Raw genomic sequence first — 26,710 nt, forward strand, 5'->3', positions numbered from 1 at the left:
CTTTTAGGTATGACGACCAACTACCTCTGCCCGGGGAGCACCGCCGAAGGCGGAGTCAATGAACTTGGGCGGGTTATTACCCCCTTATAATTAGAACTTGCTCTTCTCAAGGTTCATAAATGGTTGAAAAGATGAGTTCTCAGCCTTTATAAATCACTCACCCAAGACCTGAACTATCACCCTTCTCCTCCTTGGCCTCACGTCGAGCTCAACGAAAAATATTTGCTGCCACGTTCCCCGGAGGAGCCTGCCGTCAGCGACGGGGAAGCACTCGCTCGCGCCGAGCAGGGTTGCCCTCAGGTGAGAGTGAGCGTTGTCGTCGATTCTGTCATGGAGGTAGTCTTTACCTTTGGGTACCAGCTCCCTCAGGGCCCTCCTGAAGTCCTCCAAGAGACCTGACTCGTGCTCTATCGTCACTATTGCCCCAGTTGCACCAGGAACAAAGACAAGAACCTGGCCGTTCTTTATTCCTGACTCCTCGACAATTCTCTCGACATCATGAGTTATGTCAATGAGATCAATTTCACCCTTCGTTGAGAAACGGAGCTCTTTCTTAACGACCTTCATACCACCACCCAAAGAGAACTCCAAGGGTAAAGCCTATTAGGTTTGCGGCCATGTCGTAGGGCGAGAAAGTCCTGCCCGGGACGAATAGCTGGAGAAACTCAAGGAGAAATGGCAGGGGAGTGAGGTAACGCCAGAGAGGCCAGCCCAGAAAACCTAGAATTAGGAACTCGGCAAAGTGTGCGAGCTTGTCGCCATTTTCAACCGGAGCGGAAGGAATCCTAGGGGTTAGATTGAGGAAGATGAGCAGAAGTATATAAAAAGCAAGGAGTTTTCGCCTCAAAGGAGTCCCACCAGCCTTTTGAGCTTCTCTACAACCTCGACGGGGTCTTTCCCGAAGAAGTAAACGACGGGCTCGACACCGAAGCCACCCTCGTCGATGACGGCCTCGTAGACTCCATCCTTGAAAACCGCTGCGATCCTCTTAATAGCCTCATCCTCACTCAGTCCACCGGTTTTAACCCTTGCAACCTTAAAGCCAGCCTTTTTGAGGGCATTCTCCACATCCTCACCGTACCTTATGTTCAGGACGCTCCTGATTTCAGGCCGTATTTTTCCAAGTTCAACGAGTATCCCGGCTGTAAAGCTGCTTGCACCGAACTCTGGGGGCAGTGCGAAGGATTTCCCTTTGACGGAGGTTATCCTACCCGGGATAGCAGCAACGTCCTCCGAGCCTCTTGGGTTGGGAAGAGCATAGGCGAAGTTGCTCCTAACCTCAGGAATCAGCGAGGGGAACGTCTCATCTCTAAGCAATTCGTTGAGGGCCAGACTGAGCATTTCAAGGATTTCTCCCCTAGCGGGCTGGGCCGAGAAGAGCGAGCGGCAGGATTCCTCACTTACTCCTGCATACTCAGCATAGAACCTGCACAGAAGGCCATTCTGGAAGAGCTCGAAGAGCCTGCGGGAGGTGAGAACTATGGCGTCTTCTCTGCTTCCCCCGAAGAGTATGAGCTTTGACACTTCTGAGGCCAGCTTTTCAAGCTCGCCCGCGACTTCCTTTGGCGGGACTTTGTACTTACTGGCAAGATACTTGCTCACCATCGCCTGAGTTATACCGAGGTACTCGGCAATCTGAACCTGCTTCATGCCGCTTTTGTACAGGCTTTCAGCTATCTTGGCCCTGAGGAACGGCATGAGTTCCTCGGCAATATAGAGGCTCGGCGTCCTCATGCTACCACCCTAAAACCCGGTTATTGAAAATTCGAACCAGAGTTTAAAGCATTACTGTCAACAAATTTATGTCAAAAAATGTTTAAAAACTCATCAATTTTTACATCAGAAGGGCACTTATGGAATGGAAAGGGCGCGACGTGATAAGCGTTAGGGACTTCTCCAAGGAAGACATCGAGTTTGTTTTGAAGATTGCCGAAAGGCTTGAAGAGAGACTTAACAAGAAAGGCCATCTTGAGTACGCGAGGGGCAAGATTTTAGCCACGCTCTTCTTCGAGCCATCGACGAGGACGAGGCTTAGCTTCGAGAGCGCAATGCATCGCCTCGGAGGCTCTGTGATAGGATTCTCCTCCGCGGCAAGCACGAGCGTCAAAAAGGGAGAGAGTTTAGCCGACACCATAAAAACAGTTGAGCAGTACAGCGACGTAATAGTTATACGCCACCCGATGGAGGGTGCGGCAAGACTAGCCGCCGAAGTGGCTGAAATCCCCGTCATCAATGCCGGCGATGGAAGCAACCAGCACCCCACGCAGACTCTTCTCGACCTCTACACTATAAAGCGCGCCTTCGGGAGGATAGACGGCCTCAGAATAGGCCTTCTCGGTGATTTGAAGTACGGGAGAACAGTGCATAGTCTGGCGGAGGCTTTAGCTTTCTACGACGTCGAGCTTTACCTCATCTCACCGGAACTCCTCAGAATGCCCAAGCATATAGTCGAGGAGCTACGCGAGAAGGGCGTTAAGGTCCATGAGACGACAGACCTAGAGGGAACGGTTCCCGAGCTGGACGTCCTATATGTGACGAGGATCCAGAGGGAGCGCTTCCCCGACGAACAGGAGTACCTCAAGGTCAAGGGGAGCTATCAGGTGAACTGCGCCGTTCTGAAGAACGCAAAGGAGAGCCTCAAGATAATGCACCCGCTCCCAAGGGTCGACGAGATACATCCAGAGGTTGACAGGACACCCCACGCCCTCTACTTCCGCCAGGTCTTCTCGGGCGTTCCGGTTAGAATGGCTTTGCTCGGACTCACTCTTGGAGTTCTGGAGGGATAAAGATGGCCGAGCTCAAGGTCACCGCTATTAAGGAAGGAACCGTTATAGACCATATTCCGGCCGGAAAGGGCCTCAAGGTCATCAAGATACTCCACCTAAGCAGGCCTAACGGGGGAGTTTTGCTCCTTGCCTCGAATGTCCACAGCAAGAAGCTAGGCAAGAAGGACATCGTTAAAATCGAGGGCAAGTTCCTGAGCGAGGAAGAGGTCAACAAGATATCGCTTATCGCGCCAACCGCCACGGTTAACATCGTGAGGGACTATGGGGTGGCGGAGAAGTTCAACGTGGAGATTCCGGACGAAATAGTGGGAATCCTCCGCTGCGCCAATCCCAACTGCGTCAGCAACCACGAATACGTCACTTCGAAGTTCTACGTCGTCTCAAGGGAGCCTCTGAAGGTGCGCTGCCATTACTGCGAGAGGACGATGGAGGAAAGTGAGATTCTGAGCAACCTCTGAGAAAGGCTTATAATCCATGTCCCCTTTATTTTTTAATTGTGAGTGGTATGAAAAGAGCCATCGCCGCGTTAGTAATTGCGTTCATTCTCATCGTGAGCATAGTAGGATTCGTTTACAGGGGGAGCCCATCAAAGACAGGCCCCCTCGGAACCCAGATCACAAAAAACGATGGAGATATTATGATATACGCAATGATCGAAAACAAAAACGCCGCCTTTGAGATGGCCCTTTTTAATATTGAGATCGGTGATGCAAAGATAAACGAGACCAACGTTCCGATGCTGGCATACACTGGAGCGCCCGGAAGGGTTGTGTTCAAGATTAAAGGATGGGCAATCAACTGGAACGGCATTGAATTTGATGTCAGTGGAGAAGTAACCGTAAGCACAGAGGCCGGAAAGACCTACCTGATAACGCTGGAGCCCGTTCACGAGCCGGGCATCTTTGTCATGAGGCTCGACGAAAAGCTCAGCGGCGTCATCGGCCGGGACGTGCCGACCACCATATTTCTCGAGGATTCTACAGCTGTAGGGGATACCCTCGCGCGGGCAGGCTTTCCTACCGAGCTCACGGTCAACAAAGAGCTGAGGGAGAAGTACTTTAACTTATGGAAGGAAACCGGGAACCCGAGCTACCTCCAGGCATACAGGGATTTAAGCTACCACATCAAAACACTTGGCCAGATGGCCAAGCTTGGCAGCCTCGATGGGCCCGCAGTCAGAACTCTAGTTCTGGGCCTCAGGGCCACGGATTATTACTATTCCCACTGGAGCGAGCCGGGAAGGAAAGACATGATCCTTGTTTTCTTCAATGACTCCCCGTATTACGGGGCACTCAAAGTCGCTGACGGCCCGATTTGGAGCAGGCTACCCTTCATCTACTACACCGCGAGGGGCTTCAACTTATACCCGGTCTCGGCACTCCACTGGACGGAGATATACTACAAGAGAGGCGATTACGAGGCCATGCTCGAAATCCTAGACGAGCTTCTTCCGTTCGCCACCTACGGAAGGTACAGAGGCACCGAATACGCTGTCTTCCACATCTATTTCCACTTCCAGAACGCGAGCGTCCCGTGGGTTTCAGGCTACGCCCAGGGCATGGCGGCAGGGCTTTATGCACTGGCATACAACCTCACCGGAAACGAAACTTATCTCGAAACCGCAAGGCTCTTCCTGAACTCATTCGACCTCCCGCTCGATCAGAACGGCTTCGTTGTCCAGACGAAATATGGCCCCTGGTACTTGGAGTACAACTACCACCCGGAGCAACTCGTTCTGAACGGCCATATAATAGCTCTCCAGGGGCTGTACCACTACTGGAAAGTCACCGGTGACGAGAGGGCTTACAATCTCTTCTGGGAGGGTGCAATGAGCGTCAAAAAAGCCCTGCCCGGCTTTGACACCGGGGACTGGAGCAGGTACGCGAGCATCTACGACTCCTCGAGCGAGTTCTACCACAGGCTGCACATAAAGCTCCTCATCTGGCTCTACATGAAAACAGGCGACGAGATCTTCCTGGAGTACGCGAAGAAGTGGAACGAATATCTAAAAGAAAGAGGACTAGAGCCAGAGAACATTCCCCGGCTACTCAAGGAGATGGGGAAGTGACCTCAACACGGGCAGCGTTGCCGCCAGACCAACGAAAACGTCAATGGCGCTCTGTACCGCGTTTGGAAGCCCTATCGCAACCCAGAAGGGAACACCCGTCCACTCCTCAACGGTGCTTATCACTGCCTCCCTCGGAACGCCGAGCCATATGGGGAGGGCGTAGTAGTAGTTGAGAGCCACCATGAGAGGTATCCTGATGGCTATTCCGGCGAGAAAGCCGACGATGGCGAAGAGGACAATTCTGTTTGGGGATGCACTCTCGATGTCAAAGCGCGTTGCTCTCTTCGCTATTTCAAGGCCAACCAGAACCGCCAGGGTCGCGGTGGCCTTCATACTGGCTCCGAGCCAGCTTGACGGGGAAATTATACTCAGCCCAACGAAGAGCAGGAAAAGCGCTATCAGTCCTCCGGTGAAACCCACGAGGAGGTAGACCATAACTATCGGGACTGCAACGAGGTCTATCTTCATGCCCCATATGGTGGGCATCTCTATTGGCATGACCTCAAGCATCAGCGAAAGACCGAGCATAATTCCTATTACCGCTATCTCCTTGGGCTTGAGACTCCTCATCCTCATCACCAGCCCGAAGTTTGTTCCACAATTTATAAATTTTTGTTCCCAATATGAAACACTCGCGAGGACAACCTCCAAAAGAATCCTTAAAAACCGGCCGGCCAAAATAGGGACGCTAAAAGGTGGTTCGATGATAGGCGTTGAAGAGATAACTAAGCTCGTGAGAGGAATCAGGTTAGAAAATGGATTTCCCGACAGCCCATTCAGGATAGACGAAGTTCGCTACGACCCCGAAGGAGACAAGCTTTTCATTATAGCCCACGATAGAACCGACAAGAGCGTCGTCATAGGCAACAGCTTCGTCATCGGAAAGCTGAAGGAAAGGCTCGGCGTCAGGCAGGTAACCGTTTACTCAAATCTTGACCTCGAGATAAAGCGGAGGAAGCTGAGGAAAAACGTGGAGCTCGTCAAAGGGACTGCTCTTGAGTTTCTCCTGCCAATAATCGAGGCCGAGCTAAACTTCCCGCCGAGAAAGTGGCCCGAAGTTGAAGGAGACCTAAAAACGCTCGTTTTCCTCAGCTTCAACGCAAAGGCTTTGCTCGGCTTCGCAGAGAGGCTCAACCTCCCATACGAGGCCGTCGGAATACGCTACGCGTTCCCGAAGATGAAATACGAGCCAATTGAGGGCGAACCAATCGAAGTTCTCTTCCCTGACGAGGAAAAGCTCCTGAACCTCGCGAAGGAGAGAAACGCAAAGCTTGTTCTGACCGATTTTCCATTTGATCTGAAGTTTAAAGACGGAATAGCACTCCTCAATCCCTTCCGCTCCCTGCACATGGGCTTCTTCGAGCTGAAGTACCTGTTTGGCTTCGAGAAGCCCGTGGTGTACGATAAAAAGGCCCTCGTGGATTTTGTAATAGACCTGACCTATGAGGGCCTGATGGAATCAACGGACGGTGCTAACTTAATCTGGAGGATGTGGCGGCGATGATAGTCGGCGTGGTTGGCAAGATAGCGGCCGGGAAGACAACGGTGGCGAAGTTCTTTGAGGAGAGGGGCTTCTGTAGAGTCAGTTGCAGTGATCCGCTTATAGACCTGCTCACCCACAACGTCGAGGACTACTCGTGGATTCCGGAGCTGCCTGAGGAGGCCGAGCCCACAAGGGAGAAGCTGATAGAGTTCGGTAAGTATCTTAAAGACAAATACGGCGGCGATATACTCATCAGGCTCGCCATAGACAAGAAGAGGCACTGCAAGAACATAATCATAGATGGCGTCCGCTCTCGGGAGGAAATCGAGGCGATAAAGCGCTTTGGGGGAAAGGTCATCTACGTCGAGGCAAAGCCCGAGATAAGGTTCGAGAGACTGGTAAGGAGGAAGGCAGGAAAGGATAAGAGCATCAAAAGCTTCGAGGACTTTAAGAGGATGGATGACGCCGAAGAGGAGCTGTACCAGACTTCAAAGCTGAAGGACATGGCGGATTACGTGGTAGTGAACGAGGGAACTCTGGAAGAGCTCCGTCGAAGGGTCGAGAAGATCATTAAAGAGGTGGTTGGATGAAGCTTCTCATCATTGCTCCCTGTTTGCTCAGCCCGTTTTACGTCTACAGGGGTCCGAAGGAGAAGGAGTACAAGACGGCGGAGGAACTGAGAAAGCTTTTCTCTCAGCTTGGCGATGAGTGGCAGGTTCTGGCCTACCCATGCCCCGAATACGAGCTGATAGGCTGGCCAAGACCGCCCATGAGCAGGGAAGCTTACATGCACCTCGGGATGGTAGAGAAGGCAAAAACGATAGCCGATTTCATAGGCCGGGTTCTGACTGAGGAGATGCCCGAGAAAGTGGTTTTTCTTGGGGTCAGGGGTTCCCCAACGTGCGGCGTCTTCCACACGAGCTCGAGTGACCCGGAGAGCTATCCCTACAAGGCTGTCCAGGAGTTCTTCTACCTGAGCAAGGAGGAGAGGCTGAAGCGCTCGAAGGAGCTGGTGATGGAGCAGAACTTCAGGCTCGTCCAGATGCCCGGAATACTGTTTGAAATCCTAATGGCGAGGTTCCCGGAGGCGGTTTACGTCGAGTTCGATAAGGAGGATATCGAGGATAGTATTGAAAGGGTAAAAGAAGCCCTTGGGAACTAAGCCCTCGCTATCGCCTCCTTCACCAGCCTCTCGGCCTTCTCCATCAGTTCTTTCGCCTTCTCTTTGGTGTGGGCCTCGAGGGTTATCCTCATTATCGGCTCCGTTCCGCTCGGTCTAAAGAGAATCCACCAGTCACCGTTCTCAATCCTGACGCCGTCGATGTCTATAAGTCGCTCGTAGTCGAAGGACTTCAGCGCCTCGTGAGCGATTATCTCCATGGCCCTTGCCTTCTTTCCGTTGGGACACGGAATCTTGGCCCTGAGTGTCACGTAGCGAGGCACTTCCTTGGCGAGTTCACTTATCGGGCCGAGCCTATCTATCATCTCAAGAACGAGAGCTCCTGCGAAGATACCATCGGGGGTGAGGTTCCACTGGGGAATGATCCAGGTTCCGCTCGGCTCGCCGCCGAAAATTCCGCCGTGTTTGGCAAGCTCATCGGCCACCGCAACGTCACCGACGCGCGTCCTCAGAACCTCACCGCCAAGGGGCTTGATGTAGTCATCTAGGGCAAAGCCGGCATCGACGGTTGTAACTACCTTACCCTTCCCGAACTTCCTGAGCATGTAGCCCGCGATAAGCGAGAGCATCACCTCATATTCAACGAAGTTGCCCTGGTCATCAACAACGCCTATTCTATCCGCGTCACCGTCGTGGGCGATTCCAACGTCGGCTTTCATGGCTTTGACTGTCTTAGCGAGCATGGCTAAGCTCTTCGCGTTCGGCTCAAGCTCCCTCACGAAGAAACCGCTTGGGTGAGAGTTAAGGCTGATAACCTTGTTCCCAAGCTCGCGCTGGAGGTAGGGACTGAGGATTGAACCGGCACCGTTGCCAGAATCAATTACAACGGTGTAAGAATTATCAAGGTGCACTATCCTCAGCGCTTCTCTAAGGTATTCCTCCTTAGGGTCGGCCGTTCTAACCTTCCCAATTTCGTTCCACGCGGCCTTTCTGAAGTTCCCGGAATCAATTATCGCCTCAAGCTGGTTCTCCATCTCTGGCGTGTATGCCATCCCGTTGGGCTGCCAGACCTTTATGCCGTTGTACTGGGAAGGGTTGTGGGAGGCGGTTATTGTAACCCCTGCGTCAGCCCCGTAGAGCTTGATGGCAAAACCGGTGAGCGGGGTAGGTGCGAGGCCTATGTCGATGACGTCAACACCAGTTGATAGAAGTCCGCTTATTAACGCCCGTTTGAGCATCCCGCCGCTCGTCCTCGTGTCCCTGCCGACGACAACGGTTCCGCCGCCGAGGTAGGTGCCCAGCGCCCTTCCGACGTTCAGAGCAAGCTCTGGAGTCAGCTTTTCGTTGACGATCTCCCTGATGCCGCTTGTGCCGAAGTACTTCCCCATGAGAACCACCCGTGAAAATGATGGAGAAAAGTAGAATGGGCAAAATATAACCCTTTCGTCACTTCTTCACGAGCCTGTATATGGCCACCTTGACCTCGTAGCTATCGACATTCATAGGAGCCTTGTAGTCCACCCTAACCTGGAAGGGCTGGCTTGAGCCGTAGATCATGCTCTCCATTTCAGATTCAGTCAGAACGTTGCCGTTCTCGTCGAGTATCACTATCTTCTCAACGGTTCCCTCGCTTTCAGCAGTGATGTAGTACTTGCCCGGCTCGAGGACGTTCGAAAGGTAGAAGACGTCTCCAGAGACCATTTCGGTCTTGCCCTCAACCAAGACCTGGTCGTAGGCGTTGAGGTAGTAGTACTGAACACCAAAAACAGCGACTACGCCTATGACTATGAGCAGGAAGAAGCCAACGATCAGCTTTTTGATCAGTCCCATATCATCACCTCCTCCGAGTTATTGCAATCACCAGCAGCGCGAGCAGGGCCATTATTCCCGGCCCGCAGGTCACGTCTACCGAAACTCCCCCGTCAGTGCCTGTTCCCTCGCTGCTGGAGCCGCTGGATGGGCTTGGGCTTGTGAAGCCGGAACCTTCAGATGTGGTGGCTGGCGAGTGAACCGATGTGGCAGGGCCGGCAGAGTCCTCAGTTCCCCCCTCGGATGAACCCGTCTGGTTGCAGGCTTCCTCAACGTGGAAGTACTCGCTTGGGTGGTCGTGAACCCAAACATCCACCGGGGCAACCCTGTACCACTCCCACGTCGGGAGGTCGTCGAACTCAAAGGTTCCTTCAAAGCTGGCCTCAGAGTAGAGGGGAACCTTCACGAACTTCACGTCGTCCTTTCCCAGGTCCACGAAGTTCGGAACCCACGCGGTCAGTTCGCCTCCCTTCTCGACATGGTGGACGTCACAGCCAGCAAAGCTCATGTTGGAGTCCAGCTTCAGGAGCCTGTCAGGAAGAAGGAAGATAGCAAAGCCGTTTCCGGCGCGGGCTATATACCAGCTGTGGGGCTGGACGTCGTAGTAAACTCTGAGAACATCTCCGGAGGGGGACATCTTAACGAGCGGGTCGAAGAAAACGTAGTTCCCGTCATCGGCGAGGGCAAAGCCGGCAGGGGATTCTCCATTGTAGAGGGTCGTGTTCCAGAAGCCGCTCCAGAGGATGTTGCCCTTCCTGTCGAGCTTTACCCAGATTGAGGCACCGCCGTCGTACTTCCCGGGAAGGCCGTTGGTGTAGAGCCATCCGTCGGGGACGCTGTAGAGCATCGGTCTTCCACCAGAGAGGGTGTTGAAGCGCCCCATCTTCCAGAGCTCACCGCCGTCTACCGCCTGCTTGTACTCCCTGACCCACTCAGGTTTTCCGGTTTCGGGGTCTATTGCCAGGAATCCGAGGTCCGGACCGCCGAGGGAGGAAGAGAATGCTATGGCAACTTCACTCCCGTCGAAGCCCACTGCGTTCACGTACTCGTGGATGCTCTCCCTGCCGTAGATGTGGATCCACTCCAGGTTTCCGGAGGAGTCGAACTTTATCGCCCCTATGTCAAGGGCCGAGGCTATGCCTTCCCAATCATATGGATCGTCCGGGTTTTTATGATGCATGTGCGCGTAGACGGGGGCCACAACAATGGCCCCATCGCCCGTGGGCTGAACCCTGATGCCCGAATAACCACCTTTTGAGTTCTTGAAGGCCCTCACCCAGACGGGATTTCCTGAGAAGTCGAACTTGACCAGCGTGAAAAGCGGGTCCCCCTTGATCCAGTCATCCGGTGCCGAGACATTGAGGACGCCGTTCGTTCTTAAGACAACATAGATGCCATCATTTCCTACGGCGATGTCCGATACAACCTGATACTGCCCGTAGGGGAGGTTAAGGGGAAGTTCCTGGCTGAGGCTGAGATTCTTGACCCAGAGTACCTCCCCCATCGGTGAGAGGTGTATCAGAACCGCCAATCCGGCCCCGTGGCTTCCGAGGAGGTAGTAGTCCCCCGCGTTCCCCGGAACGAATGCCACGGGGTTGTAGACGCTGTCGAACATCGTTTTATCGCGCTGGACGCCGTAAACAACCTCCCACGCGCTGGAGGGACTTGTAAGGGGCAGGAAAAGGCCCATAACAAGGAAAAATGCAACGAAGATGCCGGATTTTCTCATTTTCCACACTCCCTCATGGTTTTCTGATTTTAACAACGCTTATCGAGTTCGCGAACTCCTCTGCCGAGAGCTCCCCGGAGAGGGCCTTCAGTAGGTCGCCGCTGGAAACAGAAACGTTGACCTTCCTCTCCCAGAGGGAGACTATCTCCACTCTGCTTACCCAGGGCACGTCTTCAAGAACGGCGAGGCTCATCTTGGCGTAGTCCCTCCAGAAGGAGTCCTCCCCAGCTAAATACTCGAGGGAAACGCTCGCGGTATCGTTCGTAACCCTCACGTCGTGCACGATGCCGTCGAAGAGACCCAGGTCGTTCTCAATCCTGAACTCCGGGCGGCGAATGTCCTCGAAGACGGGGTTGTCGGAGTCCCCGTTTTTGACCGTCAGAGCCGACAACAGAACAACGCCTAGAAAAAGGGCCAGTTTTTTGAACATCATACCGACCTCCGAAGGAGCCCCAGGAACCACCTCGCGAGCAGGAGGAAAACTATAACTGCCCCAAGGATCAGAAAAAGCCCGATCAGCGGACCGAGAATGTGGAAGCCCGTGAGGGGTTCCGAACTCATATACTCACTTCCGCAACAAACCCATCTCGTGGAAAAGAAAAGCGGGACAGGGCTTGCATTTCTACAAATTACGCAGTTATGGGTAATAAGGCTTTTGGAAAAGAAAATTCGAAATTGGAAAATTCAGAACAAGCTTTCCCGAAGATTTTTCACAAGTTCAACCAGTTTTCTGGCCCTCTCAAGCGAGACCTCGTTCTCGACTTTTCCCCCGCGCTTTATCCACGTGCCAATTATGAAGCCATCCGCATGCTTCCAGAGCAGGGGAAGGTTGTCATAGGAAGTTCCAGAACCAACTACGACCGGCACGGGGGAGATTTTCTTCGCCAGGGCGAGCTTTTCTAGGTCAACGGGCTTTCCTGTTGCCCTCCCACTCACCACGACTGCATCGGCAAGACCTCTCTCTACGGTGTCCAGCAAGGCGTCCTCAAAGTCCCCGAAATGAACCGCGTGTTTGACGTGGACGTCGGCAAAGACCTTTATTTTGCTCGGAAGCAGCTTCTTGATCCGGGCGAGCTCGTGGGCTATGCCCTCTATTATCCCTTGGTCGGTGTAGGCCACTCCACTCAGGACGTTCACTCTGATGAAGTCGGCCTTTACGGCGTAGGCAATCGAATAGGCTGCAACCCCGTCGTTCCTGAGGACGTTTATCCCGAGGGGAATTGAAACCTCCTCGCGTATGGCCCTGGCAACGACCGCCAGAGACGCGACTGTAGTTTTGTCAACGTACTTCGGGAAGGGCACGTCCCCGAAGTTTTCCACCATGATCGCGTCGAAGCCAGCTTCCTCAATCGTTCTCGCGTCCGCTATGGCCCGCTCAATGAGGGAATCAAAGTCACCATCGTAGAGGTATGAACCCGGCAGGGGCTTGAGGTGCACCATCCCGATAAGGAGCTTTTTCTCAAAGTCCATGGAATACCACCAGTTAGGGTTGGAAGGAGAGATATTAAACTTTGCCCAGGTGGAACGTATCAGGATAGAAGCAGAGCTGAAAGAGAGACCTAAGGAAGTCTTTCTGAAGATGGGAGAGAAGAGAAAGCCCCTCAAACCCCTCATAGAAAGTGTTGATAGGGAGATGCTCTTTCTCCTGTATCGCAAGGAAAGTTAATATAACACGAACACCACAAGAACTGGCGGTGAGTTAACGTGGAGAAAGAACTACCCAAGGCCGTACTCAGGCACCTTGAGCACGGTGAGAAGGTGCTCTTTTCAATAAGGAAGAAGATCAGCCTGGAGAAACCCAAGTGGCTCCTCGTGACTGATAGGAGGATAATATACCTCGACGAGAAGATCCTCGGAAGATACGAGATGAAAGCTATCCCTTACCAGAAGCTGGAGCAGATAACGGTGAAGCTTGGAGTAATGTCCTCGGAGTTCATAATCCAGGGAGAGGAGGACATCACCCTCAGACTCGGCTGGATGAACAAGGAGGAGGCGAGAAATGCTATAAACGCTATAAAGGACGCCCTCAACGCTATAGCCGTCGAACCGGTTTCCATCGACGTGAAGAAGGGCCTGACTAGCGAGACGTGGACGTTAAAGAAGCCTAAGGAGTTCATAACGAGAACCGTGCCTGCAGAAGCCATCGTCCAGCACCCGCCTGCCAAAAAAGAAGAGGATCCGCTCGAAAAGCTCAAGAAGCTCAAGGAGCTCTACGATATGGGCGTTATTACTCAGGAGGAGTACGAGGAAAAGAGAAAGAAGCTGCTGGAGCAGATTTAGTTTTTTCCTCCCCTTAATCTCCCCAAAAGGGAGAAAAATCAAAGCCTGCCCTTTCTAAAGGCCAACAGGAGCAGGAGTGCTCCGAGTATCACAAGGCCTGCATAAGAAATCCAGTCAGAGGATTCGCCCGGCATTTCTGGGGACGTTGTGGTCGGTCTTTCCGTCGGAATTTCTATGGGTTCCGTGCTAAGGAGAACCGTTGAGTTTACCCTCCCGTAGAGGGTGATGTTAAGCGGCTCAAGCTCACCCCATGGCAGACCCCTGTAGAGCTCGACCGAAAAGATCGTCCCGTTGGGAAGCGGCACGACTGTAAAGTAGTAGCCCGTGCTCGACTTTATCAGCGGCCTCGGCTCGGCCAACTCCGGGAGGCTTCCCTTGATCCAGAGGAAGCCCGTCAGGTTGCTGCCATTGACGACTATCAACGAGGGAACGTCCTCACCGGAATAGTAGCGCAGCTTTACGGTGTTGCTCTTTCCGTAACTCGTCTCAACGTAGACGGAAATCCACGAGTCCTCAGTTTCCACCTCAGGGACCTCAACAAGTATCTGGTCGTCCTCCCACAAGAGCACCTTCGCCTTCTCGCCGCCGATGAATACCTCTCCATCGTTTCCAAAGCCCGCTCCGGCTATGAGAACCCTCTGGCCCGGCTGAGCCGGGTAAGGCGTGAGCGAGCCTATGAGAGGTTCTTTCTGCTCGCTCTCCACGTGGAAGATGTAGATGGAATTGCGCGGGAGTGTCACGCTTGCTCTACCATTTTCAACCACCATTTCGGCCCCATGGAGGGCATCGACGTATCTCCTATCGCTCCAGTCGAGCGAAAGCGTGAGGTTTTTGTCCGGACCCTTGTTCATGACCACAAGGAGTCTATGAGTCCCGAAGGCTCTCTCAAATGCCCAGACGTTGTAGTCAGCGTAGAGGGTTCTGAAATCGCCGAAGGCTAAAGCGTCGTTGGTCTTTCTCAGCTCCGCAAGGGTTCTGATTATCCGCGCCGCCTCCGTTGTGTTGTTGAAGACCATCATGGGCCTGTTGTAGGGGTCGCCCTTTCCGTCCTTGCTAACCAGATAGCTCTCGTCGCCGTAGTAGATAACCGGAATGCCAGGAAGAGTCATTGTCAGTGCTAGCGCCATGTGGTAGCGATCCAGACGATGATTCTCGTTGAGGAAGCGAACGAGGTCGTGGCTGTCGAGGAAGTTGACCTGTTTGTTGGGATAAACAAAGAGTGAATAATAATCCTCGAGCTCCCTCGCGAGATCCTTCATGCTTCCCCCGTAGGCGAAGGTTCTCACGATGTCGTTCCTTATCGGTATACCGAGCAAGGGAGAGACGTTCGAGTAGAGGTAGAAGTAGTACATATCGTCGGTTTTCTGGGGGCTGAGGGAGTAGTACTCACCGTAGATGAAGAGCGGCCTTTCAGAGCTCGAGTAGAGGTCCAGGTAGAAGCTCTCCAGCCATCCCAGATCCATATGCTTTACTGCGTCGATCCTGAAGCCGCAGGCGCCGGCCTCGACGAAGAGCCTCGCACCGTCCTTCAGGTATGAATCCACCCAGGGGTTGAGCTGATTGAAGTCGGCTAAGCCAAAGAGGTTAGCGTATTTGAGCTGAAAGCCAAACCAGTCGCCTATGTCCCCATTGTGGTGATATATTAACTCCTTACTGCCGGTGTAAGGGTTCACCGTTGCATTTTTGGCGTCGTAATAGTAGTTCGTCACGAGCGTTCCGTTGTCGTAGAGCGAGCCGAGTTCACCGTCCGTCGCAGGGTTCGAATGATTGGGAACGTAGTCAACGATGATGCAGATTCCCCTCTTTTCTGCATCTTCAACGAGCCTCTTGAAGGTTTTCCAGTCACCGAAGTGCTCCTCTATGCGTTTATAGTCGTGCGTCCAGTAGCCATGGTAGGGAGCGCTTCCACCGGCCATCCTGTTGATGTTGTCGTTCAGGGGCGAGAGCCATATCATCGAGACACCGAGGCTCTGGATGTAGTCGAGCTTCTCTATAAGACCCTCCAGATCGCCGCCCCAGTAGAGGCGGTAGTTGGTGTGCATTGGATCGTAGAAGGGTTCGTTGTTGCTCTGGTTACCGTCGTAGAACCTGTCCACCATGACCTGATAGATGACCCCGCGCTCGGGGACGCTGTACGCCTCCACTGAGGGCAGGATGAGAAGGAGTATGAAAACCAGCACGAGTGCTCGCTTCATTATATCACCAGAAGTGATAAGGGAAAGGGCTTAAAAAAGTTCATATTCCGGCTATGTCTCTGAAGCGCAGGGAGATGTTGGAACCCATTATCTCATCGTTCGCAGCCTTGAGGGTCCTGAGCCTGTACTTGCCCTTGTCGGCGTTCCATTGGAGCACAGTGCTGGCAGTCTCCTCGAGGAGATCCAGGAGCTCAGGTACTTTCTTCTCCATGACATCCCTGTTAATGAAGTAGAGCGCGAAGCGGCTCTTCTTCCCAACAAACATCGAGATATTACGGACGAGCCTTATAACTTCCTGCCTTTCAAGGGCCACGAAAAGCTTGTAAATGCCTAATACGGGATTGCAAATGACCTCTTTTGGTACGACTTTCTCGTAAATTTTTTCATAATACTTGAAATCCAGGGAGTACTTATCAACCCCAACCTTTCCAAGAACATTTCCTACCTCGCGATTTCCACCAATTTTTATTACGGGAACCCTCAGAAGATCATCAGTGTTCAGACCCATAAGATCAAGTCTAACAACGTATTCAGCGAAGGTGTCAGAGATGTCGTCGATTAAAATAGGACGACCTCTTTCCATGCACCTGCGGCACATAAGATACAGAAGAAGCTCGGGTGAGGACACTGAACTGTATTCAACCAGCACGGTCTCTCCTGGCCTGAGTTTAAAGAGTATCGAGTCAATTCCATGACCGACCATGCTTGTACCACCCAGCATATTTTTGACTACTGAAGTATAAAAGCTTACCGAGGGGATACAGGTTTCATATTATTTTGCCAATTGCTAGAACCCTGGGCGAGTAAAAGGAGCCTCTTCTGATGAGCTCTTTTCCAACGGCCCTTATTGAGTCCAGTAACTCAAAGACGTTGCCGACGAGCATGTTATCCTTGAAGGGCTCAACCTTACCATCTCTGACTACATATCCAAGCTCAACCGTCAGGGAAAAGTCGCCGCTTATCGGGTTTGCAGTGTGCTCGCCGAAGACCTTCTTGATTACAATTCCCTCAAAGTCCTCCAGGCTTTCCTTTCCCGGCTCAACCACCACGTTGCTCGTCCCTATGTGGGGGACGGTTCTAAAGTCCCTCACTGCATTACCGGTGCTTTCCATGCCCAAAAGCCATCCATAGGTTTCATCAAGGAGAAATCCCCTCAAGAAACCTTCCTCAACAAGCACCGTTTTCCTTCCCGGATTACCCTCGCCATCAAAGGGATAGCTCCCAATCCCGTTATCAATTGTGGCATCATCAGTTATCGTCAGCTTCTCGCTGGCAACTCTCTTCCCAAGATCAACAAAGCGCGAGCGGCCGTAGTGGACATTGTCTCCGAAGAGGTTCTCTAGAAAGATACCCACTATGGCCCTGAAAGCCGGGGGCTCGAGAAGAAGCTCGCCCTCGTACGGCCGAAACCTTTCCGCATCCCAGCTCATATCCGCCTCCTCAATCGCCAGTTTTATTGCCCTTTCCAGCTCTTCAAACGGCTGGAGCGAGCGGTAGGACTGGTAGTATGAGCCGCTCCCGGTTCTGGTTCCCTTCTTAACCGCGTATGTGCTCACGCTCATTCCGGTGCTTTTATCCTCCAGGAAAATTCCGTTGGAGTTCGCTATGCCATAGAAGTTCACTCCAAATGCTAAGGAGCCGGAGAGAGTGTACTCTCCTCTCCCCGCTTTCAGTTCGATCATTCTTTCGGCGAAGTTTTGCGCCATGGCATGGGCGTCCTCAAAAGGTATCTCGTCTATACGCTTATCATATAGATCCCTAATCTTGGCAGGCTTTTTCTCGGACGGGAAGCCCCTGAAGGGAACCTCACTGACCCTAGCGAGCTTTATCGTTCTCTTCACAAAGTTCTCAAGGGTCTCTATATCATGGCCGATGCCTGTTATATAGGAAAACCCAAGCCTGCCTTTATAACCGACCCTGAGACCTATTCCTGAGTAGAACTTCCTTTGGGAGCGCTCGAGCTTCTCGTTCTCTATCTTAAAGGAACCGCCACGACCCCTCTCCCAGTAAATCTCCCACTCAACGTTTTCCCGCTCCAGGATTCTGATGAGTCTCTCGATCATCTTAATCCCCCAACAACAGCCCTCGTTAGAACGTGCGGCCCACCATCGTCAACCGGAACCCACTGGCCCTTGCCGCAGTAGCCGGGGAACTCAACGACCAGGTCGCTCCCTATGGCACGTATATTCTTCAGGACGTCAAGTATCTTGCCGGATAGAGCGACGTCACGAACCTGCTCCTTTATCTCGCCGTTCTCGATTATGTAGCCCTCTTTAGCTCCAAAGGTGAACGTCCCGTTGGCGGTATCAACCTCACCGCCCTTGTCGCCTATCATGTAGAGGCCATGCTTAACCTCGCTCAGTATCTCCTCAAAGCTCCAGTCCCGGGGTTCAACGTAGGTGTTGGACATCCTCACGAGGGGCTGGTAGCTGTAGCCCTGAGCCCTGCCGTGACCGTTAGGCTCTAAACCCAAAACTGCCGCTGTCTCTCTGTCGTTGAGGTAGTTGAGGAGAACGCCGTTCTTGATTATCTCCACGCGCTTCGCCCTGATCCCCTCGTCGTCGTAGATATAGGAGCCGAACTTGCCGGGCAGAGTTGGGTCGTCAACGACGGTGAGCTCCTCCACGGCTATTCTCTCACCGAGCCTTCCCGTCAGGATGCTCTCGCCCGTCTTTATAGCATCTGCCTCGGCCGCATGACCCAGAGCCTCGTGGATGAAGACGCCTGTAAGCTCAGGATCCATTATCACGTCAAACTCCCCGGAGGGAGGGGACTTCGCGCTGAGCAGGGAGATGGCCTTCTTCCTCACAAAGGCCGTCCAGTGAGTCAGATCAACCCCTTCAACCAACTCCCAGCCGGCTGCTCCCCCGAAGCTCTTCCAGTACTGCTGCATCTCACCGTTGCCTTTGGCCGTGACCGAAAAGCTCAGCCTTATCCTCGGAACTACCGTCTCTATCTCGCTCCCGAGGGAGTTGAAGTAGAGCTGTTCCTTTAGACCGTCTCCATAGGAAACGCTCCTGTTTGAAATGGAATCTCCTTTAAGGAGTGAATCAACCTCCTTGACAAGAGAAAGCTTGTCCTCGATGTCAACGTCCAAAAAAGATTGCTTGACCTTTATCTCCGCCCTGTCCTTCACGGGATCGCCAAGGTATATCCTCGAGTCACCCTTCGAGAGCTTCGCTATCTTCATGGCCGTTTCTATCGCCCTCTCCGCCCTGCTCATGTCATTGGCGCTTGAGAAGCCCCAGGCCCCATTGAAGGCCCTTACGCCTATACCGATTTCGGTGTTAAGAGCAAGCTCCTCAAGCTGAGAGTTCTGCATGGTGAGGTGTGAAGCGGTGACCTTGGTTATCCGTATTTCATAATATAATATACCGTAACGTCTCGCCAGCTCCTCAGCTTTTCTCATCAATCTCTCCATACTCTCACCAGAGGACATAAAAGGGAGAGCATTTATATTCGTTCCTATAGAGGGGTGAACCACAAGAGTTTAAGTGTTGGACATGGAGAGGCGTAATGAAATCCTCCACCGCATCCAAAGCAAACCCGGGATAACCTTCAGAGAGCTGGCAAGAGAGCTGGGAGTAGGCATAGGCGACCTGCAATACCACCTCTACAGGCTGGAGAAGGAAGGCAGGATTTTTTCAAAAAAGCTCGGCAAGAGGCGCTACATCTTCCCCAGGGGCTTCGAGAAGGAGTACCAGAAGCTTGTCATAGCGATATCAACGGAAACGAGAAGGAAGATCCTGCTCCTCCTCATGGAGGGGCCCATGGGACAAAGCGAGATAGCAAAGCGCCTGAATCTCAGCCAGCCGACGGTGAGCTACCACATGGGAGAGCTGGTGAAGCTTGGAATAGTTGAGGCAAGACGAGAAGGAAAGAACGTGATATACACCCTCACCTACGACCCCGCGATAATAGCACGCGTAATAAGGGACTACCGCCCGAGCCTCTGGGAGAAGCTTGCCGACAGCCTGATAGACTTGCTCACAAGCGTGGGTGATGAGGAATGATTGAGACCGTCCTAGCAATTGTAGCAATAATCCTTGCCCTGGCTTTAGCCGGAGTGTCGCTCATAGCCTACAGAAAGAGCCACATCCGCGCGGCGCTCTACCTTATAATCGCCTTCCTCCTGATGGCGATAAAGAAAATACTGGAGGCACTTCACTTGGCCGCGTGGATAGAGAGAGACATAAGCATAGCCGTGGGCGGACTGGAGGTAATCGTCCTGCTCCTCTTCGTCCTGGCACTATGGAAGCGTTAGCGGACGATCATGACGGGCGGCTCTATGGAGCCCACGACCTCCTCAAGCAGGCTTCCTATTCTCGTCTTTCCGCTCCTTCCGTAGGCCCCCATGACAACAAGGCCATACTTCCCGGAGTTCGCCTCCTCAAGGATTTTCTCCTTCGCGTTCCCCTCCACTATCCTGAATGAGCAATTTACCTCTTCCTGGTGGCAGAGCTCAAGGAGGTTCGTCATTATGTCCCTTATGCTCTTCTTCATTTCCCTCCAGATCTCCTCCTCGAACTTCTGGACGTTTTTCAAATCCTGGCTCAGCATGCCCATATTGAAAGCAAGGGCCTTCGCCTCCCTTCTGTCGAGAACCGAGAAGAGGGTGACCTTACCCTTCTTTTTCTTGGCCATCGAGATAGCATGAAGCGCCGCCTTCTGACTCCACTTTGAGCCATCAACGAGCACGAGTATCCTCATCGTTCACACCCCTATGTACCTAATCCAGAGCAGGCCCATGCCAGCAGCAACCGTTGTGAACATTATGACCAGGCCTATCTTCAGGAAGTCCATGAAGGTGATTTTCACTCCCTCGCGGGAGGCTATACCAAGGACAACTATGTTGGCGGAGGCACCTATGGCCGTGCCATTGCCTCCGAGACACGCACCCAAGCTTAAAGCCCACCAAAGGGGATACACGTCCATTGAGGTTCCCATCGACTTTATGAGCGGTATCATGGCGGCCGTTAGCGGAATGTTGTCCACTATGGCCGACGCTATCGCCGAGAACCAGGTCACCATCACGAGCGCCTGGCCGGTTGTGTGAACGTAGCCTAAAAGCCACTGGGCGACATCATCGATAACGCCAGTTTCCACGAGGGAGCCGACTATTATGAACAGCCCCATGAAGAAGAATATCGCCGTCCACTCGATCTTTTCGAGTATCTCCGTGGGCTCCATCCTGCTCCACATGAGCAGAACCGAGGCTCCGGTAAGGGCGACGACGGCCGGCGGTATCTCCAGCCTGTCGTGGACGAAAAAGAGCAGGACAACGCCGATTATCACGGTTACAGACTTTTTGAAAAGGGTGTAGTCCCTTATGGCCTCGTCCTCCCTCAGCCTCTCAATGGTGGAAAGAATCCTCTCCCTCTTCGCCTTGCTGGTCTTCATCTCATTCCTGTAGGCGAGGTAGATTATTCCAAGTGCGATGGCCAGATCGATGGCAGCTATTGGCCCCATGTTCAGGAGGAACTCGGTAAAACTCAGCCCCGCAGCAGAGCCTATCATTATGTTCGGGGGGTCTCCGATGAGAGTCGCCGTTCCGCCTATGTTGGAGGCGAATATCTCCGCCAGGAGGAACGGGATTGGGTTAACGTCCATGAGGCGTGTTATGTAGAGGAGCATCGGGGTGAGCAGCAAAACCGTCGTGACGTTATCGAGGACAGAGCTTACAAGAGCTGTGACAAACGAAAACATGATCAGGACTTTCATCGGACTTCCTTTTGCAAACTTGGCTGTTTTTATCGCTATGAACTCGAAGAGACCGCTCGCCTTGGCAGTGTTGACAATTATCATCATACCTATGAGGAGGAGAAGCGTTCCAAGGTCAAGGTACTCCGGGAGCATCTCCCATGGGACAATGCCCAGAAAAAGTACTATCGATGCCCCAAAGAGAGCCGCTACAGTTCTGTGAACTCTCTCGCTGATTATGAGCGCATATGTAAAGAGGAACACTGCAACCGCTATGATCACCTGCTCCATCGACATCACCTAATAAATTATCGTTGGCTTAACCACGTGCTGAACTATCTTAAGGACGACCGGGCTGAGCGGGGACATCTTGGTTATCTCCGAGCCGTAGCCCCGTGAGATCACGAGGAGGTCAAACTCTTCGGCGAGTTTGATAACGACGTCACTCTTGCTCCCGAATATGTGCCTCTTGCTTACCCTCAGACCGATATCATTCAGGCTAGACGCTATTTCCGTGAGCATCTTCTCCCCCAACGCCCTTTCAGCGATCTTCAGTTTTTCGGCCTCAAGCTTTCCGAGGGTCTGCTCAATCATTCTGAATGCCATGCTCTCGGAGACGTAAACAAGTGTAACTGACGCCCCGGCGTAGGCCTCAAGCGTTTCGTAGAGCTCGGATGGAATCCCATGGGCAAAGCGGTCAATGGGAATCAGAATCGAGTTTATCTCTGGAAGAACGAACTCCTCAGGAAGGAGAAGGAACTCCCGATAGCGCTTCGTTATCTCTTCGTACCTATCGCCCGCGATGTTCTTGAACTTCTTCGCGATGAGTTTGCTGAAGATGTCCATAACCACCCCCAACCTGGGAGGATAAAGAGATGATTTAAGCTTTTTGCCGCCCATTTTAGAGGGTTGAACCACAAACGCTTTATTATGCCTTAACGAGCTAAAATCAGGGTGAGAAAAATGAAAAAGGCAGTAGTCTCGCTGCTGATACTCATGCTTCTGCTGCCGTTCGCGTCCTTCACAGCAGCTCAATGTCCCAGTGAAGGGCACACGGTAGTTCTCAAAGCTCCAGCCGTTTCAAGAACTGCCGAAGGAGAGCTCGTTGGCGTTGCCACGGACTTTGTCATAACAGTCGCCCCGGGAAGCGGACACGTCTACGTCGAGACGTGGCCGTTGGCGGAGGTGGACATGCAGGCGAGCGCGAGACTTGCGGCGCAGATAGCCGGAAAGGTTCTCGGCGTCGACATGAGCAAGTACGACGTTTTCATCCAGATAAAGGCGGATTCTCCAATCATAGGCGGTCCCTCAGCTGGAGGAACTATGACCGTTGGAATAATCGCGGCCCTTGAGGGCTGGCAGGTCAACCCGAAGGTCATGATGACGGGCATGATAAACCCCGACGGAACCATAGGGCCCGTTGGCGGGATACTTGAAAAGGCCGCCGCAGCCCATGATGTAGGTGCGGAGGTATTTCTCATTCCCCAAGGCCAGAGGATTCAGTACGTTGAAGAGACCCAGAAGAGAGAAATCGGGGGAATAGTTGAGATAAACACCCAGACCAAGAAGGTCGACGTCGTCGAGTACGCCAAGGAGCGCTGGGGTCTTCAGGTAATCGAGATTAAAGACATCTACGATGCCGTTTACTACTTCACCGGCCACAGAATTCCGAGGCCAGAGGCTCCGGCCTACGTCAAGATAGACACCTCATTCCTCAGGGATGACGCTCTGAAGGATTACCAGAACACAACTGCTTACTACCAAGAGACCCTCGAGAAGCTGAAGAAGAGCGACGTGAACTATGCGATGTACACGACCCTTAGGGAGGCCCTTAACAAGGCCGATGGAATACTGAACCAGTCAAAGAGCGCCCTCGACGACGGAAGGTACTACACCACCCTCAGCAAGGACTTCCAGGCGAGGATAATAATCCGCCACGTGGACTGGTACCTGGGTGTTGAGGGTCCCGAGGACGTCCAGAAGATTCTGAAAACCGTGGAGTCTCAGATAAACGCCTCTGAGAAAATAGTCTCCAACATCACGATAAGGGGCACTACGATGCTCCAGGCGGTGGCCGCCGCCGAGGAGAGGGTTGAGCAGGCAAAGAGCATACTCGACGAGGCCTGGAAGTACTACTACAGCAACGACTACTGGAACGCCGTTGGGGATGCCGCCTTTGCGTATGAGAGGGCAAAGACGGCCATATTCTGGGCCCGGCTCGGCGAAAGATTTGCCGGGGGCGATGTTATAAGCAGTGAAGTCGTCAAAGCCGTTGCGAGGGACTACATCGATGAGTCCAACCTTATAGTCACATACATAGAGTCAATGTACGGGACAGTCGGAGGAGACCTGAGTCAGAGCATAGTACAGGCGGAGCAGTACTACGAGGACGGCAAGTACTCTGCGGCACTGTTTACGGCAATGGAAGCCCGCGTACAGGCACAGGTATTCCTCGACACCCTCGGAATAGACAACCAGACCGTCCTCCTAGACAAGCTCAAGCGCATGAAGGAGGACGCCAAAGTTGCCATAGCCCTTGCCCAGAGCCAGGGCATAACGCCCGTGCTGGCGATGGCCTACTACGAGTTCGCCGAGAGTTACGAGGAGAATGGAAGCCCCGAGGACATTCAAACGGCTATGATATTCTACATGTACGCAAAGGAAACCGCTGGGCTCTTCCTCAGCACACTACCGACACCAGTGAACGTTCTGCAGGACAACACCACGGGCATTCCCCAGATAGTGATTCCAACCTCAACGGACTCCAAAACTGCAACGAACTCAGCAACGTCAACATCAAAGGCTCTAAGCGACGGACTGATAATAGCGCTCCTCGTTGGATCGTTCATCGTCGGAGCGGCCGTTGGTAAAAAGCTATGAATAGCCCGAGGGGAGAACCTTCACTCCCCTCTTCTTTAACAGTTTGACCTCCCATTCTGCAAGGCTCGGACAGACTGTGCAGCCCAGACGGTAGAAGCCTTCGTAATACAGTGGGTGCAGTTCGAAACCGCGCATGATAATGAAGAGCTGAACCATCATTCCGCTCCAGAACTTGATGGGCATGACTTCAAGGAACTTTCCGAGGATATCGTTCTTCCTCTCGATGACCGGAGGTTTAAGCCTCCTCCTTGCACTCTCCCCATCGCGGTCGCCGACCACTAAAAGCGGCCTCTCAAACTCACCCGCCGCTTTGTAGAGCGCCTCCACCTTCTGCCTCGTGCACCAGCGGTTCCTGTGGATCGGCATGCCAAACTCATCGAGCGACATCGGGACATCCACGCGAACTAAGTTGATTTTAAGTTTTCTGGCGAGCTTCTCAACGTATTCATCCGTGAGCGGCATCTCGTATTCCATTCTGACGTAGATAGCCGTGACGTCCTTGAAGACCTCGCTGGCCAGTATCAGTGTGGCAGTCGAGTCTTTCCCACCGCTCCATGGGACGATGATGTCATAATCCTCAAACTGCCGCAGGAAGGCCTTGCTCGCCTCTGCAAGGGCATCGATGTAATCTTGGTTGAGCTCTATCAGACTCTCAAGGGGAACGTCCTCCGGACATGGGCACCTCCAAAGAACCTCAGTCGGAACGCCGAGCTTTTTGCTGACCTCAGCAACTTTGTTCGGACCGGAGAAGTAGACCTCCTGATTCATAAGCTTTCTAAGAACGAGGGAGTTTTCTCCCAGCTCAACGTCGAGAATACCTTTCATCGCCTTTCTGAAGTCCTCGCCGAGAGCCAGGTAGATGTCATAGTCGGGGTTTATCTCGATGCCCAAGGGATTATCCGGATTGAGCCTGTAAGCGCCACTCCACTCGATTCCAAGTCTGAATCTGGCCTTTATCTCCTCCAGGTGGCCGTAGAGCTCATCGACGCGCATGTTTCTGACGCGCTTGGTTCTCAAGAGCCGAACGTAGAAGGGATTTCCAGTCTCGCGAAGGACCGGCAAAACATCTTCCATCAAATCCTTCTCCTTCTCGCCGAAGAGCAGAATAGGAATGTAGGGATCCCTCAGGAGTTCTTTGAGGACATTCTCAACCTCCCCAAAAGTCCTTCCGCCGCCGAGGCCCGAAACCTTTAGAAAACCCCCGTAGTTGCGCTCGTTTATATACTGAAGGGCTTTGGTGTCTTTCCTTGCCCTGGCCATCACGTGGAACATAGAAAAAGATTTTAGGAGAAGCTTAAAACCTTTGCCGCCGATGACGAGAACTCCCTGGACTGAGCCGTGATGAAGACCGGTTTCCTGAGGCTATGCCAGAGCCTTCAGGTACTCCACGTAGACCTTCTTAACCCTCCTCAGTGACTCTACACTCACCCACTCATCGGCGGAGTGCCAGTTCCCTCCAATGGGCCCGTAAACGATTGTTGGCTTGCCCAGATATGTTCCGAAGTAGTTGAAGTCCCCGACGCTCCTGCCATAAGTTATCCCCAGCCCCCTTCCGAAGAGCGAGCCGCGGACCTTTTTGAAAAGGTTCACAAAGCGGTCGTTTTCCCTTACAGTGTAGGGCAGCATCTCGGGCGTTGGCCTCGGGAACCTCTCTATTTTGAGTTCGACCTTTAGATCGAGCCTCTCAGCAAGTTTTAGGAGCTCGCCCCTGACTTTTTCCCAGTCCTCACCAACGACAACGTGCCTGTCTATTATCGCTTTCGCATAGTCGGGAACGCTCAGGCCGTCGGCGGTTCCTTCGATGTGGAGCGTGCAGTATGAGCCCGTGCCGAGCTTCCTGTGCCTCTTAAAACGTATCCTTGAGAGGTTTCCAACGAGTTTCCCAAGCTCCTCAACGGCATTGATTCCAAACTCCGGCCGGGCTGCGTGGGCCTTTCTTCCAAAGGCCTCGACTTGGATCACGAACCGTCCCCTCGCGCCGAGCATCAGCTTCTCGTTAGTAGGCTCGGCAACGAGCACGATGTCGGCATCACTAAGTTTTCCACTCTCTATGAGCCTCCAGGTTCCCCGGGAATAGCCCTCCTCGTCGGAGACTGCGGTGAATATGATGTTCGGCCGCTCTCTTCTCGGAAGCTCAGCTATCTCAATGAAGGCAGCCATGATAGCGGCAAGACCTGCTTTCATGTCCGCACTGCCGAGGCCGTAAAGTCTATCGCCATCGAGCTCGCCCCAGGGATTCCTTGTCCAGCCCTTCGAGAGATTCACGGTGTCCATGTGGCCGTTCAGAACAACGGTGTGGCCCTTACCAGGGAGATAGACAATCACGTCGTCGCCAAAGCCTTCAACCGGGAGGAGCTCCACCCTAAAGCCGTGCTCTTCAAGAAACGAGGCAATAAAACGGGAGATTTCTCCTTCTTCGCCAAAGGGAGAGCGAATGGAGACGAGCTTCTTGAGGAGTTCGAACTCCATGAGGATCACCAAAGACTAAAAACGAAGAAGGACTTAAGGGTTTTTCTTTAATTTTACAAGAGCATGGTAACCCCTATGTCTTTCTTTTCGTCTTGAATAAATAATTCAAATTGTCTACGATTATATAAACAACTATACAGAAAGTATTATATAGTTTAAATTCAAACAATATAGCTGATACCACTCTAGCT

The 26,710-nt window shown here is 52.8% G+C and carries 30 protein-coding genes; 11 read left to right on the top strand and 19 right to left on the bottom strand.

Annotated features, from left to right (window positions below; all coding sequences use genetic code 11):
* Positions 1 to 153: 153 nt before the first annotated feature.
* From E3E33_RS05060 to E3E33_RS05070, 3 genes are read right to left on the bottom strand one after another with little or no spacing between them, the layout of a single operon-like run.
* Positions 154 to 567, bottom strand: a complete 414-nt coding sequence (locus E3E33_RS05060; RefSeq protein ID WP_012572396.1) for a secondary thiamine-phosphate synthase enzyme YjbQ — start codon at positions 565 to 567, stop codon at positions 154 to 156.
* Entirely contained in the window at positions 554 to 847 is a 294-nt protein-coding gene (locus E3E33_RS05065) for a VanZ family protein (protein WP_167710872.1), read from the bottom strand. Before E3E33_RS05065 ends, E3E33_RS05060 begins: the two co-directional genes overlap by 14 nt.
* Positions 844 to 1,734 (bottom strand): thiamine-phosphate synthase family protein, encoded by an 891-nt coding sequence (locus E3E33_RS05070; RefSeq protein WP_167710873.1) that lies wholly within the window; start codon positions 1,732 to 1,734, stop codon positions 844 to 846. Before E3E33_RS05070 ends, E3E33_RS05065 begins: the two co-directional genes overlap by 4 nt.
* A 119-nt stretch (positions 1,735 to 1,853) precedes the next feature.
* Between E3E33_RS05070 and pyrB the strand changes: the two genes are divergently transcribed.
* Genes pyrB through E3E33_RS05085 form a run of 3 tightly spaced genes read left to right on the top strand, consistent with a single transcriptional unit; the run spans position 1,854 to position 4,854 of the window.
* Positions 1,854 to 2,786: an aspartate carbamoyltransferase gene (gene pyrB, locus E3E33_RS05075; protein ID WP_012572399.1), complete on the top strand. Its 933-nt coding sequence runs from the start codon at positions 1,854 to 1,856 to the stop codon at positions 2,784 to 2,786.
* 2 nt (positions 2,787 to 2,788) lie between these two features.
* Complete coding sequence (gene pyrI / locus E3E33_RS05080; RefSeq protein ID WP_167710874.1) at positions 2,789 to 3,244, top strand: aspartate carbamoyltransferase regulatory subunit; 456 nt, start codon at positions 2,789 to 2,791, stop codon at positions 3,242 to 3,244.
* A 47-nt stretch (positions 3,245 to 3,291) separates the two neighbouring features.
* A complete protein-coding gene (locus E3E33_RS05085; RefSeq protein ID WP_240912032.1) occupies positions 3,292 to 4,854 on the top strand; it encodes a D-glucuronyl C5-epimerase family protein in 1,563 nt (520 codons plus the stop codon).
* Here the strand turns inward: E3E33_RS05085 and E3E33_RS05090 are convergent.
* Positions 4,831 to 5,424, bottom strand: a complete 594-nt coding sequence (locus E3E33_RS05090) for a hypothetical protein (protein ID WP_167710957.1) — start codon at positions 5,422 to 5,424, stop codon at positions 4,831 to 4,833. The genes E3E33_RS05085 and E3E33_RS05090 overlap by 24 nt on opposite strands.
* A 133-nt stretch (positions 5,425 to 5,557) precedes the next feature.
* On the opposite strand from E3E33_RS05090, the gene E3E33_RS05095 reads away from it, so the two are divergent.
* The 3 genes from E3E33_RS05095 to E3E33_RS05105 are packed head-to-tail and all read left to right on the top strand — an operon-like array spanning position 5,558 to position 7,499.
* Entirely contained in the window at positions 5,558 to 6,358 is an 801-nt protein-coding gene (locus tag E3E33_RS05095; RefSeq protein WP_167710876.1) for a hypothetical protein, read from the top strand.
* Positions 6,355 to 6,927: an AAA family ATPase gene (locus E3E33_RS05100; protein ID WP_167710877.1), complete on the top strand. Its 573-nt coding sequence runs from the start codon at positions 6,355 to 6,357 to the stop codon at positions 6,925 to 6,927. Before E3E33_RS05095 ends, E3E33_RS05100 begins: the two co-directional genes overlap by 4 nt.
* Complete coding sequence (locus E3E33_RS05105) at positions 6,924 to 7,499, top strand: hypothetical protein (protein ID WP_167710878.1); 576 nt, start codon at positions 6,924 to 6,926, stop codon at positions 7,497 to 7,499. The genes E3E33_RS05100 and E3E33_RS05105 overlap by 4 nt, the downstream gene beginning before the upstream one ends.
* Here the strand turns inward: E3E33_RS05105 and glmM are convergent.
* From glmM to E3E33_RS05130, 6 genes are all read right to left on the bottom strand, one after another.
* A complete protein-coding gene (gene glmM, locus E3E33_RS05110; RefSeq protein WP_167710879.1) occupies positions 7,496 to 8,845 on the bottom strand; it encodes a phosphoglucosamine mutase in 1,350 nt (449 codons plus the stop codon). The genes E3E33_RS05105 and glmM overlap by 4 nt on opposite strands.
* A gap of 58 nt (positions 8,846 to 8,903) precedes the next feature.
* Positions 8,904 to 9,287: a hypothetical protein gene (locus tag E3E33_RS05115; RefSeq protein WP_167710880.1), complete on the bottom strand. Its 384-nt coding sequence runs from the start codon at positions 9,285 to 9,287 to the stop codon at positions 8,904 to 8,906.
* 4 nt (positions 9,288 to 9,291) lie between these two features.
* The gene (locus E3E33_RS05120) at positions 9,292 to 10,995 is read right to left on the bottom strand and encodes a CGP-CTERM sorting domain-containing protein (protein WP_167710881.1); all 1,704 of its coding nucleotides are present in this window, start codon (positions 10,993 to 10,995) and stop codon (positions 9,292 to 9,294) included.
* Between the two features lie 13 nt (positions 10,996 to 11,008).
* Positions 11,009 to 11,425, bottom strand: coding sequence for a hypothetical protein (locus tag E3E33_RS05125; protein WP_167710882.1), 417 nt, complete (start codon positions 11,423 to 11,425; stop codon positions 11,009 to 11,011).
* A complete protein-coding gene (locus E3E33_RS11070; RefSeq protein ID WP_255452922.1) occupies positions 11,425 to 11,556 on the bottom strand; it encodes a hypothetical protein in 132 nt (43 codons plus the stop codon). Before E3E33_RS11070 ends, E3E33_RS05125 begins: the two co-directional genes overlap by 1 nt.
* 123 nt (positions 11,557 to 11,679) lie before the next feature.
* Positions 11,680 to 12,465 (bottom strand): BtpA/SgcQ family protein, encoded by a 786-nt coding sequence (locus tag E3E33_RS05130; RefSeq protein WP_167710883.1) that lies wholly within the window; start codon positions 12,463 to 12,465, stop codon positions 11,680 to 11,682.
* A gap of 49 nt (positions 12,466 to 12,514) precedes the next feature.
* Here E3E33_RS05130 and E3E33_RS05135 point away from each other — a divergent pair, with 49 nt between their 5' ends.
* Together E3E33_RS05135 and E3E33_RS05140 are read left to right on the top strand one after the other, a co-directional pair.
* Positions 12,515 to 12,661: a hypothetical protein gene (locus E3E33_RS05135; protein ID WP_167710884.1), complete on the top strand. Its 147-nt coding sequence runs from the start codon at positions 12,515 to 12,517 to the stop codon at positions 12,659 to 12,661.
* A 38-nt stretch (positions 12,662 to 12,699) separates the two neighbouring features.
* Positions 12,700 to 13,275 (top strand): PH domain-containing protein, encoded by a 576-nt coding sequence (locus E3E33_RS05140; protein WP_167710885.1) that lies wholly within the window; start codon positions 12,700 to 12,702, stop codon positions 13,273 to 13,275.
* Between the two features lie 38 nt (positions 13,276 to 13,313).
* On the opposite strand, the gene E3E33_RS05145 is transcribed toward E3E33_RS05140, so the two are convergent.
* The 4 genes from E3E33_RS05145 to E3E33_RS05160 all read right to left on the bottom strand — a co-directional run bounded on the left by E3E33_RS05145 (position 13,314) and on the right by E3E33_RS05160 (position 18,891).
* On the bottom strand, positions 13,314 to 15,470 hold the full coding sequence (locus E3E33_RS05145; protein WP_167710886.1) for an alpha-amylase family glycosyl hydrolase: 2,157 nt from the start codon (positions 15,468 to 15,470) through the stop codon (positions 13,314 to 13,316).
* 40 nt (positions 15,471 to 15,510) lie between these two features.
* The gene (locus E3E33_RS05150) at positions 15,511 to 16,173 is read right to left on the bottom strand and encodes a DUF257 family protein (RefSeq protein ID WP_167710958.1); all 663 of its coding nucleotides are present in this window, start codon (positions 16,171 to 16,173) and stop codon (positions 15,511 to 15,513) included.
* A 64-nt stretch (positions 16,174 to 16,237) separates the two neighbouring features.
* Complete coding sequence (locus tag E3E33_RS05155) at positions 16,238 to 17,533, bottom strand: TldD/PmbA family protein (protein WP_167710887.1); 1,296 nt, start codon at positions 17,531 to 17,533, stop codon at positions 16,238 to 16,240.
* A complete protein-coding gene (locus E3E33_RS05160; RefSeq protein ID WP_167710888.1) occupies positions 17,530 to 18,891 on the bottom strand; it encodes a TldD/PmbA family protein in 1,362 nt (453 codons plus the stop codon). The genes E3E33_RS05155 and E3E33_RS05160 overlap by 4 nt, the downstream gene beginning before the upstream one ends.
* 82 nt (positions 18,892 to 18,973) lie before the next feature.
* Here E3E33_RS05160 and E3E33_RS05165 point away from each other — a divergent pair, with 82 nt between their 5' ends.
* Both E3E33_RS05165 and E3E33_RS05170 read left to right on the top strand, forming a co-directional pair.
* Positions 18,974 to 19,483 carry a metalloregulator ArsR/SmtB family transcription factor gene (locus E3E33_RS05165; protein WP_012572417.1) on the top strand — a complete coding sequence of 170 codons (510 nt, stop codon included), beginning with the start codon at positions 18,974 to 18,976 and terminating at the stop codon, positions 19,481 to 19,483.
* Entirely contained in the window at positions 19,480 to 19,734 is a 255-nt protein-coding gene (locus E3E33_RS05170; RefSeq protein ID WP_167710889.1) for a hypothetical protein, read from the top strand. The genes E3E33_RS05165 and E3E33_RS05170 overlap by 4 nt, the downstream gene beginning before the upstream one ends.
* Here the strand turns inward: E3E33_RS05170 and E3E33_RS05175 are convergent.
* The 3 genes from E3E33_RS05175 to E3E33_RS05185 are packed head-to-tail and all read right to left on the bottom strand — an operon-like array spanning position 19,731 to position 22,016.
* On the bottom strand, positions 19,731 to 20,180 hold the full coding sequence (locus E3E33_RS05175) for a universal stress protein (protein ID WP_012572419.1): 450 nt from the start codon (positions 20,178 to 20,180) through the stop codon (positions 19,731 to 19,733). The two genes, E3E33_RS05170 and E3E33_RS05175, sit on opposite strands and share 4 nt — an antisense overlap.
* 3 nt (positions 20,181 to 20,183) lie before the next feature.
* Positions 20,184 to 21,461 carry an SLC13 family permease gene (locus E3E33_RS05180; RefSeq protein WP_012572420.1) on the bottom strand — a complete coding sequence of 426 codons (1,278 nt, stop codon included), beginning with the start codon at positions 21,459 to 21,461 and terminating at the stop codon, positions 20,184 to 20,186.
* Between the two features lie 9 nt (positions 21,462 to 21,470).
* Positions 21,471 to 22,016 carry a universal stress protein gene (locus E3E33_RS05185; protein ID WP_012572421.1) on the bottom strand — a complete coding sequence of 182 codons (546 nt, stop codon included), beginning with the start codon at positions 22,014 to 22,016 and terminating at the stop codon, positions 21,471 to 21,473.
* Positions 22,017 to 22,133: 117 nt separating this feature from the next.
* Between E3E33_RS05185 and E3E33_RS05190 the strand changes: the two genes are divergently transcribed.
* Positions 22,134 to 24,050, top strand: coding sequence for a S16 family serine protease (locus E3E33_RS05190; RefSeq protein ID WP_167710890.1), 1,917 nt, complete (start codon positions 22,134 to 22,136; stop codon positions 24,048 to 24,050).
* On the opposite strand, the gene E3E33_RS05195 is transcribed toward E3E33_RS05190, so the two are convergent.
* Both E3E33_RS05195 and E3E33_RS05200 read right to left on the bottom strand, forming a co-directional pair.
* Positions 24,045 to 25,322 (bottom strand): phosphoadenosine phosphosulfate reductase family protein, encoded by a 1,278-nt coding sequence (locus E3E33_RS05195; RefSeq protein ID WP_167710891.1) that lies wholly within the window; start codon positions 25,320 to 25,322, stop codon positions 24,045 to 24,047. The two genes, E3E33_RS05190 and E3E33_RS05195, sit on opposite strands and share 6 nt — an antisense overlap.
* Before the next feature lie 90 nt (positions 25,323 to 25,412).
* Positions 25,413 to 26,519 carry a M20 family metallopeptidase gene (locus tag E3E33_RS05200; protein ID WP_167710959.1) on the bottom strand — a complete coding sequence of 369 codons (1,107 nt, stop codon included), beginning with the start codon at positions 26,517 to 26,519 and terminating at the stop codon, positions 25,413 to 25,415.
* Positions 26,520 to 26,710: the final 191 nt, after the last annotated feature.

It is taken from the genome of Thermococcus sp. GR5 (genome assembly GCF_012027535.1).
Classification (GTDB): Archaea; Methanobacteriota_B; Thermococci; order Thermococcales; family Thermococcaceae; genus Thermococcus; species Thermococcus onnurineus.

Excerpts from the sequence above, each read along its gene's own strand:
- E3E33_RS05155 (WP_167710887.1), bottom strand. The coding sequence starts at position 17,533 with ATGATCGAGAGACTCATCAGAATCCTGGAGCGGGAAAACGTTGAGTGG.
- E3E33_RS05175 (WP_012572419.1), bottom strand. The coding sequence starts at position 20,180 with ATGAGGATACTCGTGCTCGTTGATGGCTCAAAGTGGAGTCAGAAGGCG.
- pyrI (WP_167710874.1), top strand. The coding sequence starts at position 2,789 with ATGGCCGAGCTCAAGGTCACCGCTATTAAGGAAGGAACCGTTATAGAC.
- E3E33_RS11070 (WP_255452922.1), bottom strand. The coding sequence starts at position 11,556 with ATGAGTTCGGAACCCCTCACGGGCTTCCACATTCTCGGTCCGCTGATC.
- E3E33_RS05145 (WP_167710886.1), bottom strand. The coding sequence starts at position 15,470 with ATGAAGCGAGCACTCGTGCTGGTTTTCATACTCCTTCTCATCCTGCCC.
- E3E33_RS05185 (WP_012572421.1), bottom strand. The coding sequence starts at position 22,016 with ATGGACATCTTCAGCAAACTCATCGCGAAGAAGTTCAAGAACATCGCG.
- glmM (WP_167710879.1), bottom strand. The coding sequence starts at position 8,845 with ATGGGGAAGTACTTCGGCACAAGCGGCATCAGGGAGATCGTCAACGAA.
- E3E33_RS05160 (WP_167710888.1), bottom strand. The coding sequence starts at position 18,891 with ATGGAGAGATTGATGAGAAAAGCTGAGGAGCTGGCGAGACGTTACGGT.
- E3E33_RS05090 (WP_167710957.1), bottom strand. The coding sequence starts at position 5,424 with ATGAGGAGTCTCAAGCCCAAGGAGATAGCGGTAATAGGAATTATGCTC.
- E3E33_RS05070 (WP_167710873.1), bottom strand. The coding sequence starts at position 1,734 with ATGAGGACGCCGAGCCTCTATATTGCCGAGGAACTCATGCCGTTCCTC.
- E3E33_RS05100 (WP_167710877.1), top strand. The coding sequence starts at position 6,355 with ATGATAGTCGGCGTGGTTGGCAAGATAGCGGCCGGGAAGACAACGGTG.
- E3E33_RS05130 (WP_167710883.1), bottom strand. The coding sequence starts at position 12,465 with ATGGACTTTGAGAAAAAGCTCCTTATCGGGATGGTGCACCTCAAGCCC.
- E3E33_RS05125 (WP_167710882.1), bottom strand. The coding sequence starts at position 11,425 with ATGTTCAAAAAACTGGCCCTTTTTCTAGGCGTTGTTCTGTTGTCGGCT.
- E3E33_RS05095 (WP_167710876.1), top strand. The coding sequence starts at position 5,558 with ATGATAGGCGTTGAAGAGATAACTAAGCTCGTGAGAGGAATCAGGTTA.
- E3E33_RS05180 (WP_012572420.1), bottom strand. The coding sequence starts at position 21,461 with ATGGAGCAGGTGATCATAGCGGTTGCAGTGTTCCTCTTTACATATGCG.
- E3E33_RS05200 (WP_167710959.1), bottom strand. The coding sequence starts at position 26,519 with ATGGAGTTCGAACTCCTCAAGAAGCTCGTCTCCATTCGCTCTCCCTTT.
- E3E33_RS05190 (WP_167710890.1), top strand. The coding sequence starts at position 22,134 with ATGAAAAAGGCAGTAGTCTCGCTGCTGATACTCATGCTTCTGCTGCCG.
- E3E33_RS05115 (WP_167710880.1), bottom strand. The coding sequence starts at position 9,287 with ATGGGACTGATCAAAAAGCTGATCGTTGGCTTCTTCCTGCTCATAGTC.
- pyrB (WP_012572399.1), top strand. The coding sequence starts at position 1,854 with ATGGAATGGAAAGGGCGCGACGTGATAAGCGTTAGGGACTTCTCCAAG.
- E3E33_RS05085 (WP_240912032.1), top strand. The coding sequence starts at position 3,292 with ATGAAAAGAGCCATCGCCGCGTTAGTAATTGCGTTCATTCTCATCGTG.
- E3E33_RS05060 (WP_012572396.1), bottom strand. The coding sequence starts at position 567 with ATGAAGGTCGTTAAGAAAGAGCTCCGTTTCTCAACGAAGGGTGAAATT.
- E3E33_RS05195 (WP_167710891.1), bottom strand. The coding sequence starts at position 25,322 with ATGTTCCACGTGATGGCCAGGGCAAGGAAAGACACCAAAGCCCTTCAG.
- E3E33_RS05105 (WP_167710878.1), top strand. The coding sequence starts at position 6,924 with ATGAAGCTTCTCATCATTGCTCCCTGTTTGCTCAGCCCGTTTTACGTC.
- E3E33_RS05170 (WP_167710889.1), top strand. The coding sequence starts at position 19,480 with ATGATTGAGACCGTCCTAGCAATTGTAGCAATAATCCTTGCCCTGGCT.
- E3E33_RS05120 (WP_167710881.1), bottom strand. The coding sequence starts at position 10,995 with ATGAGAAAATCCGGCATCTTCGTTGCATTTTTCCTTGTTATGGGCCTT.
- E3E33_RS05165 (WP_012572417.1), top strand. The coding sequence starts at position 18,974 with ATGGAGAGGCGTAATGAAATCCTCCACCGCATCCAAAGCAAACCCGGG.
- E3E33_RS05150 (WP_167710958.1), bottom strand. The coding sequence starts at position 16,173 with ATGGTCGGTCATGGAATTGACTCGATACTCTTTAAACTCAGGCCAGGA.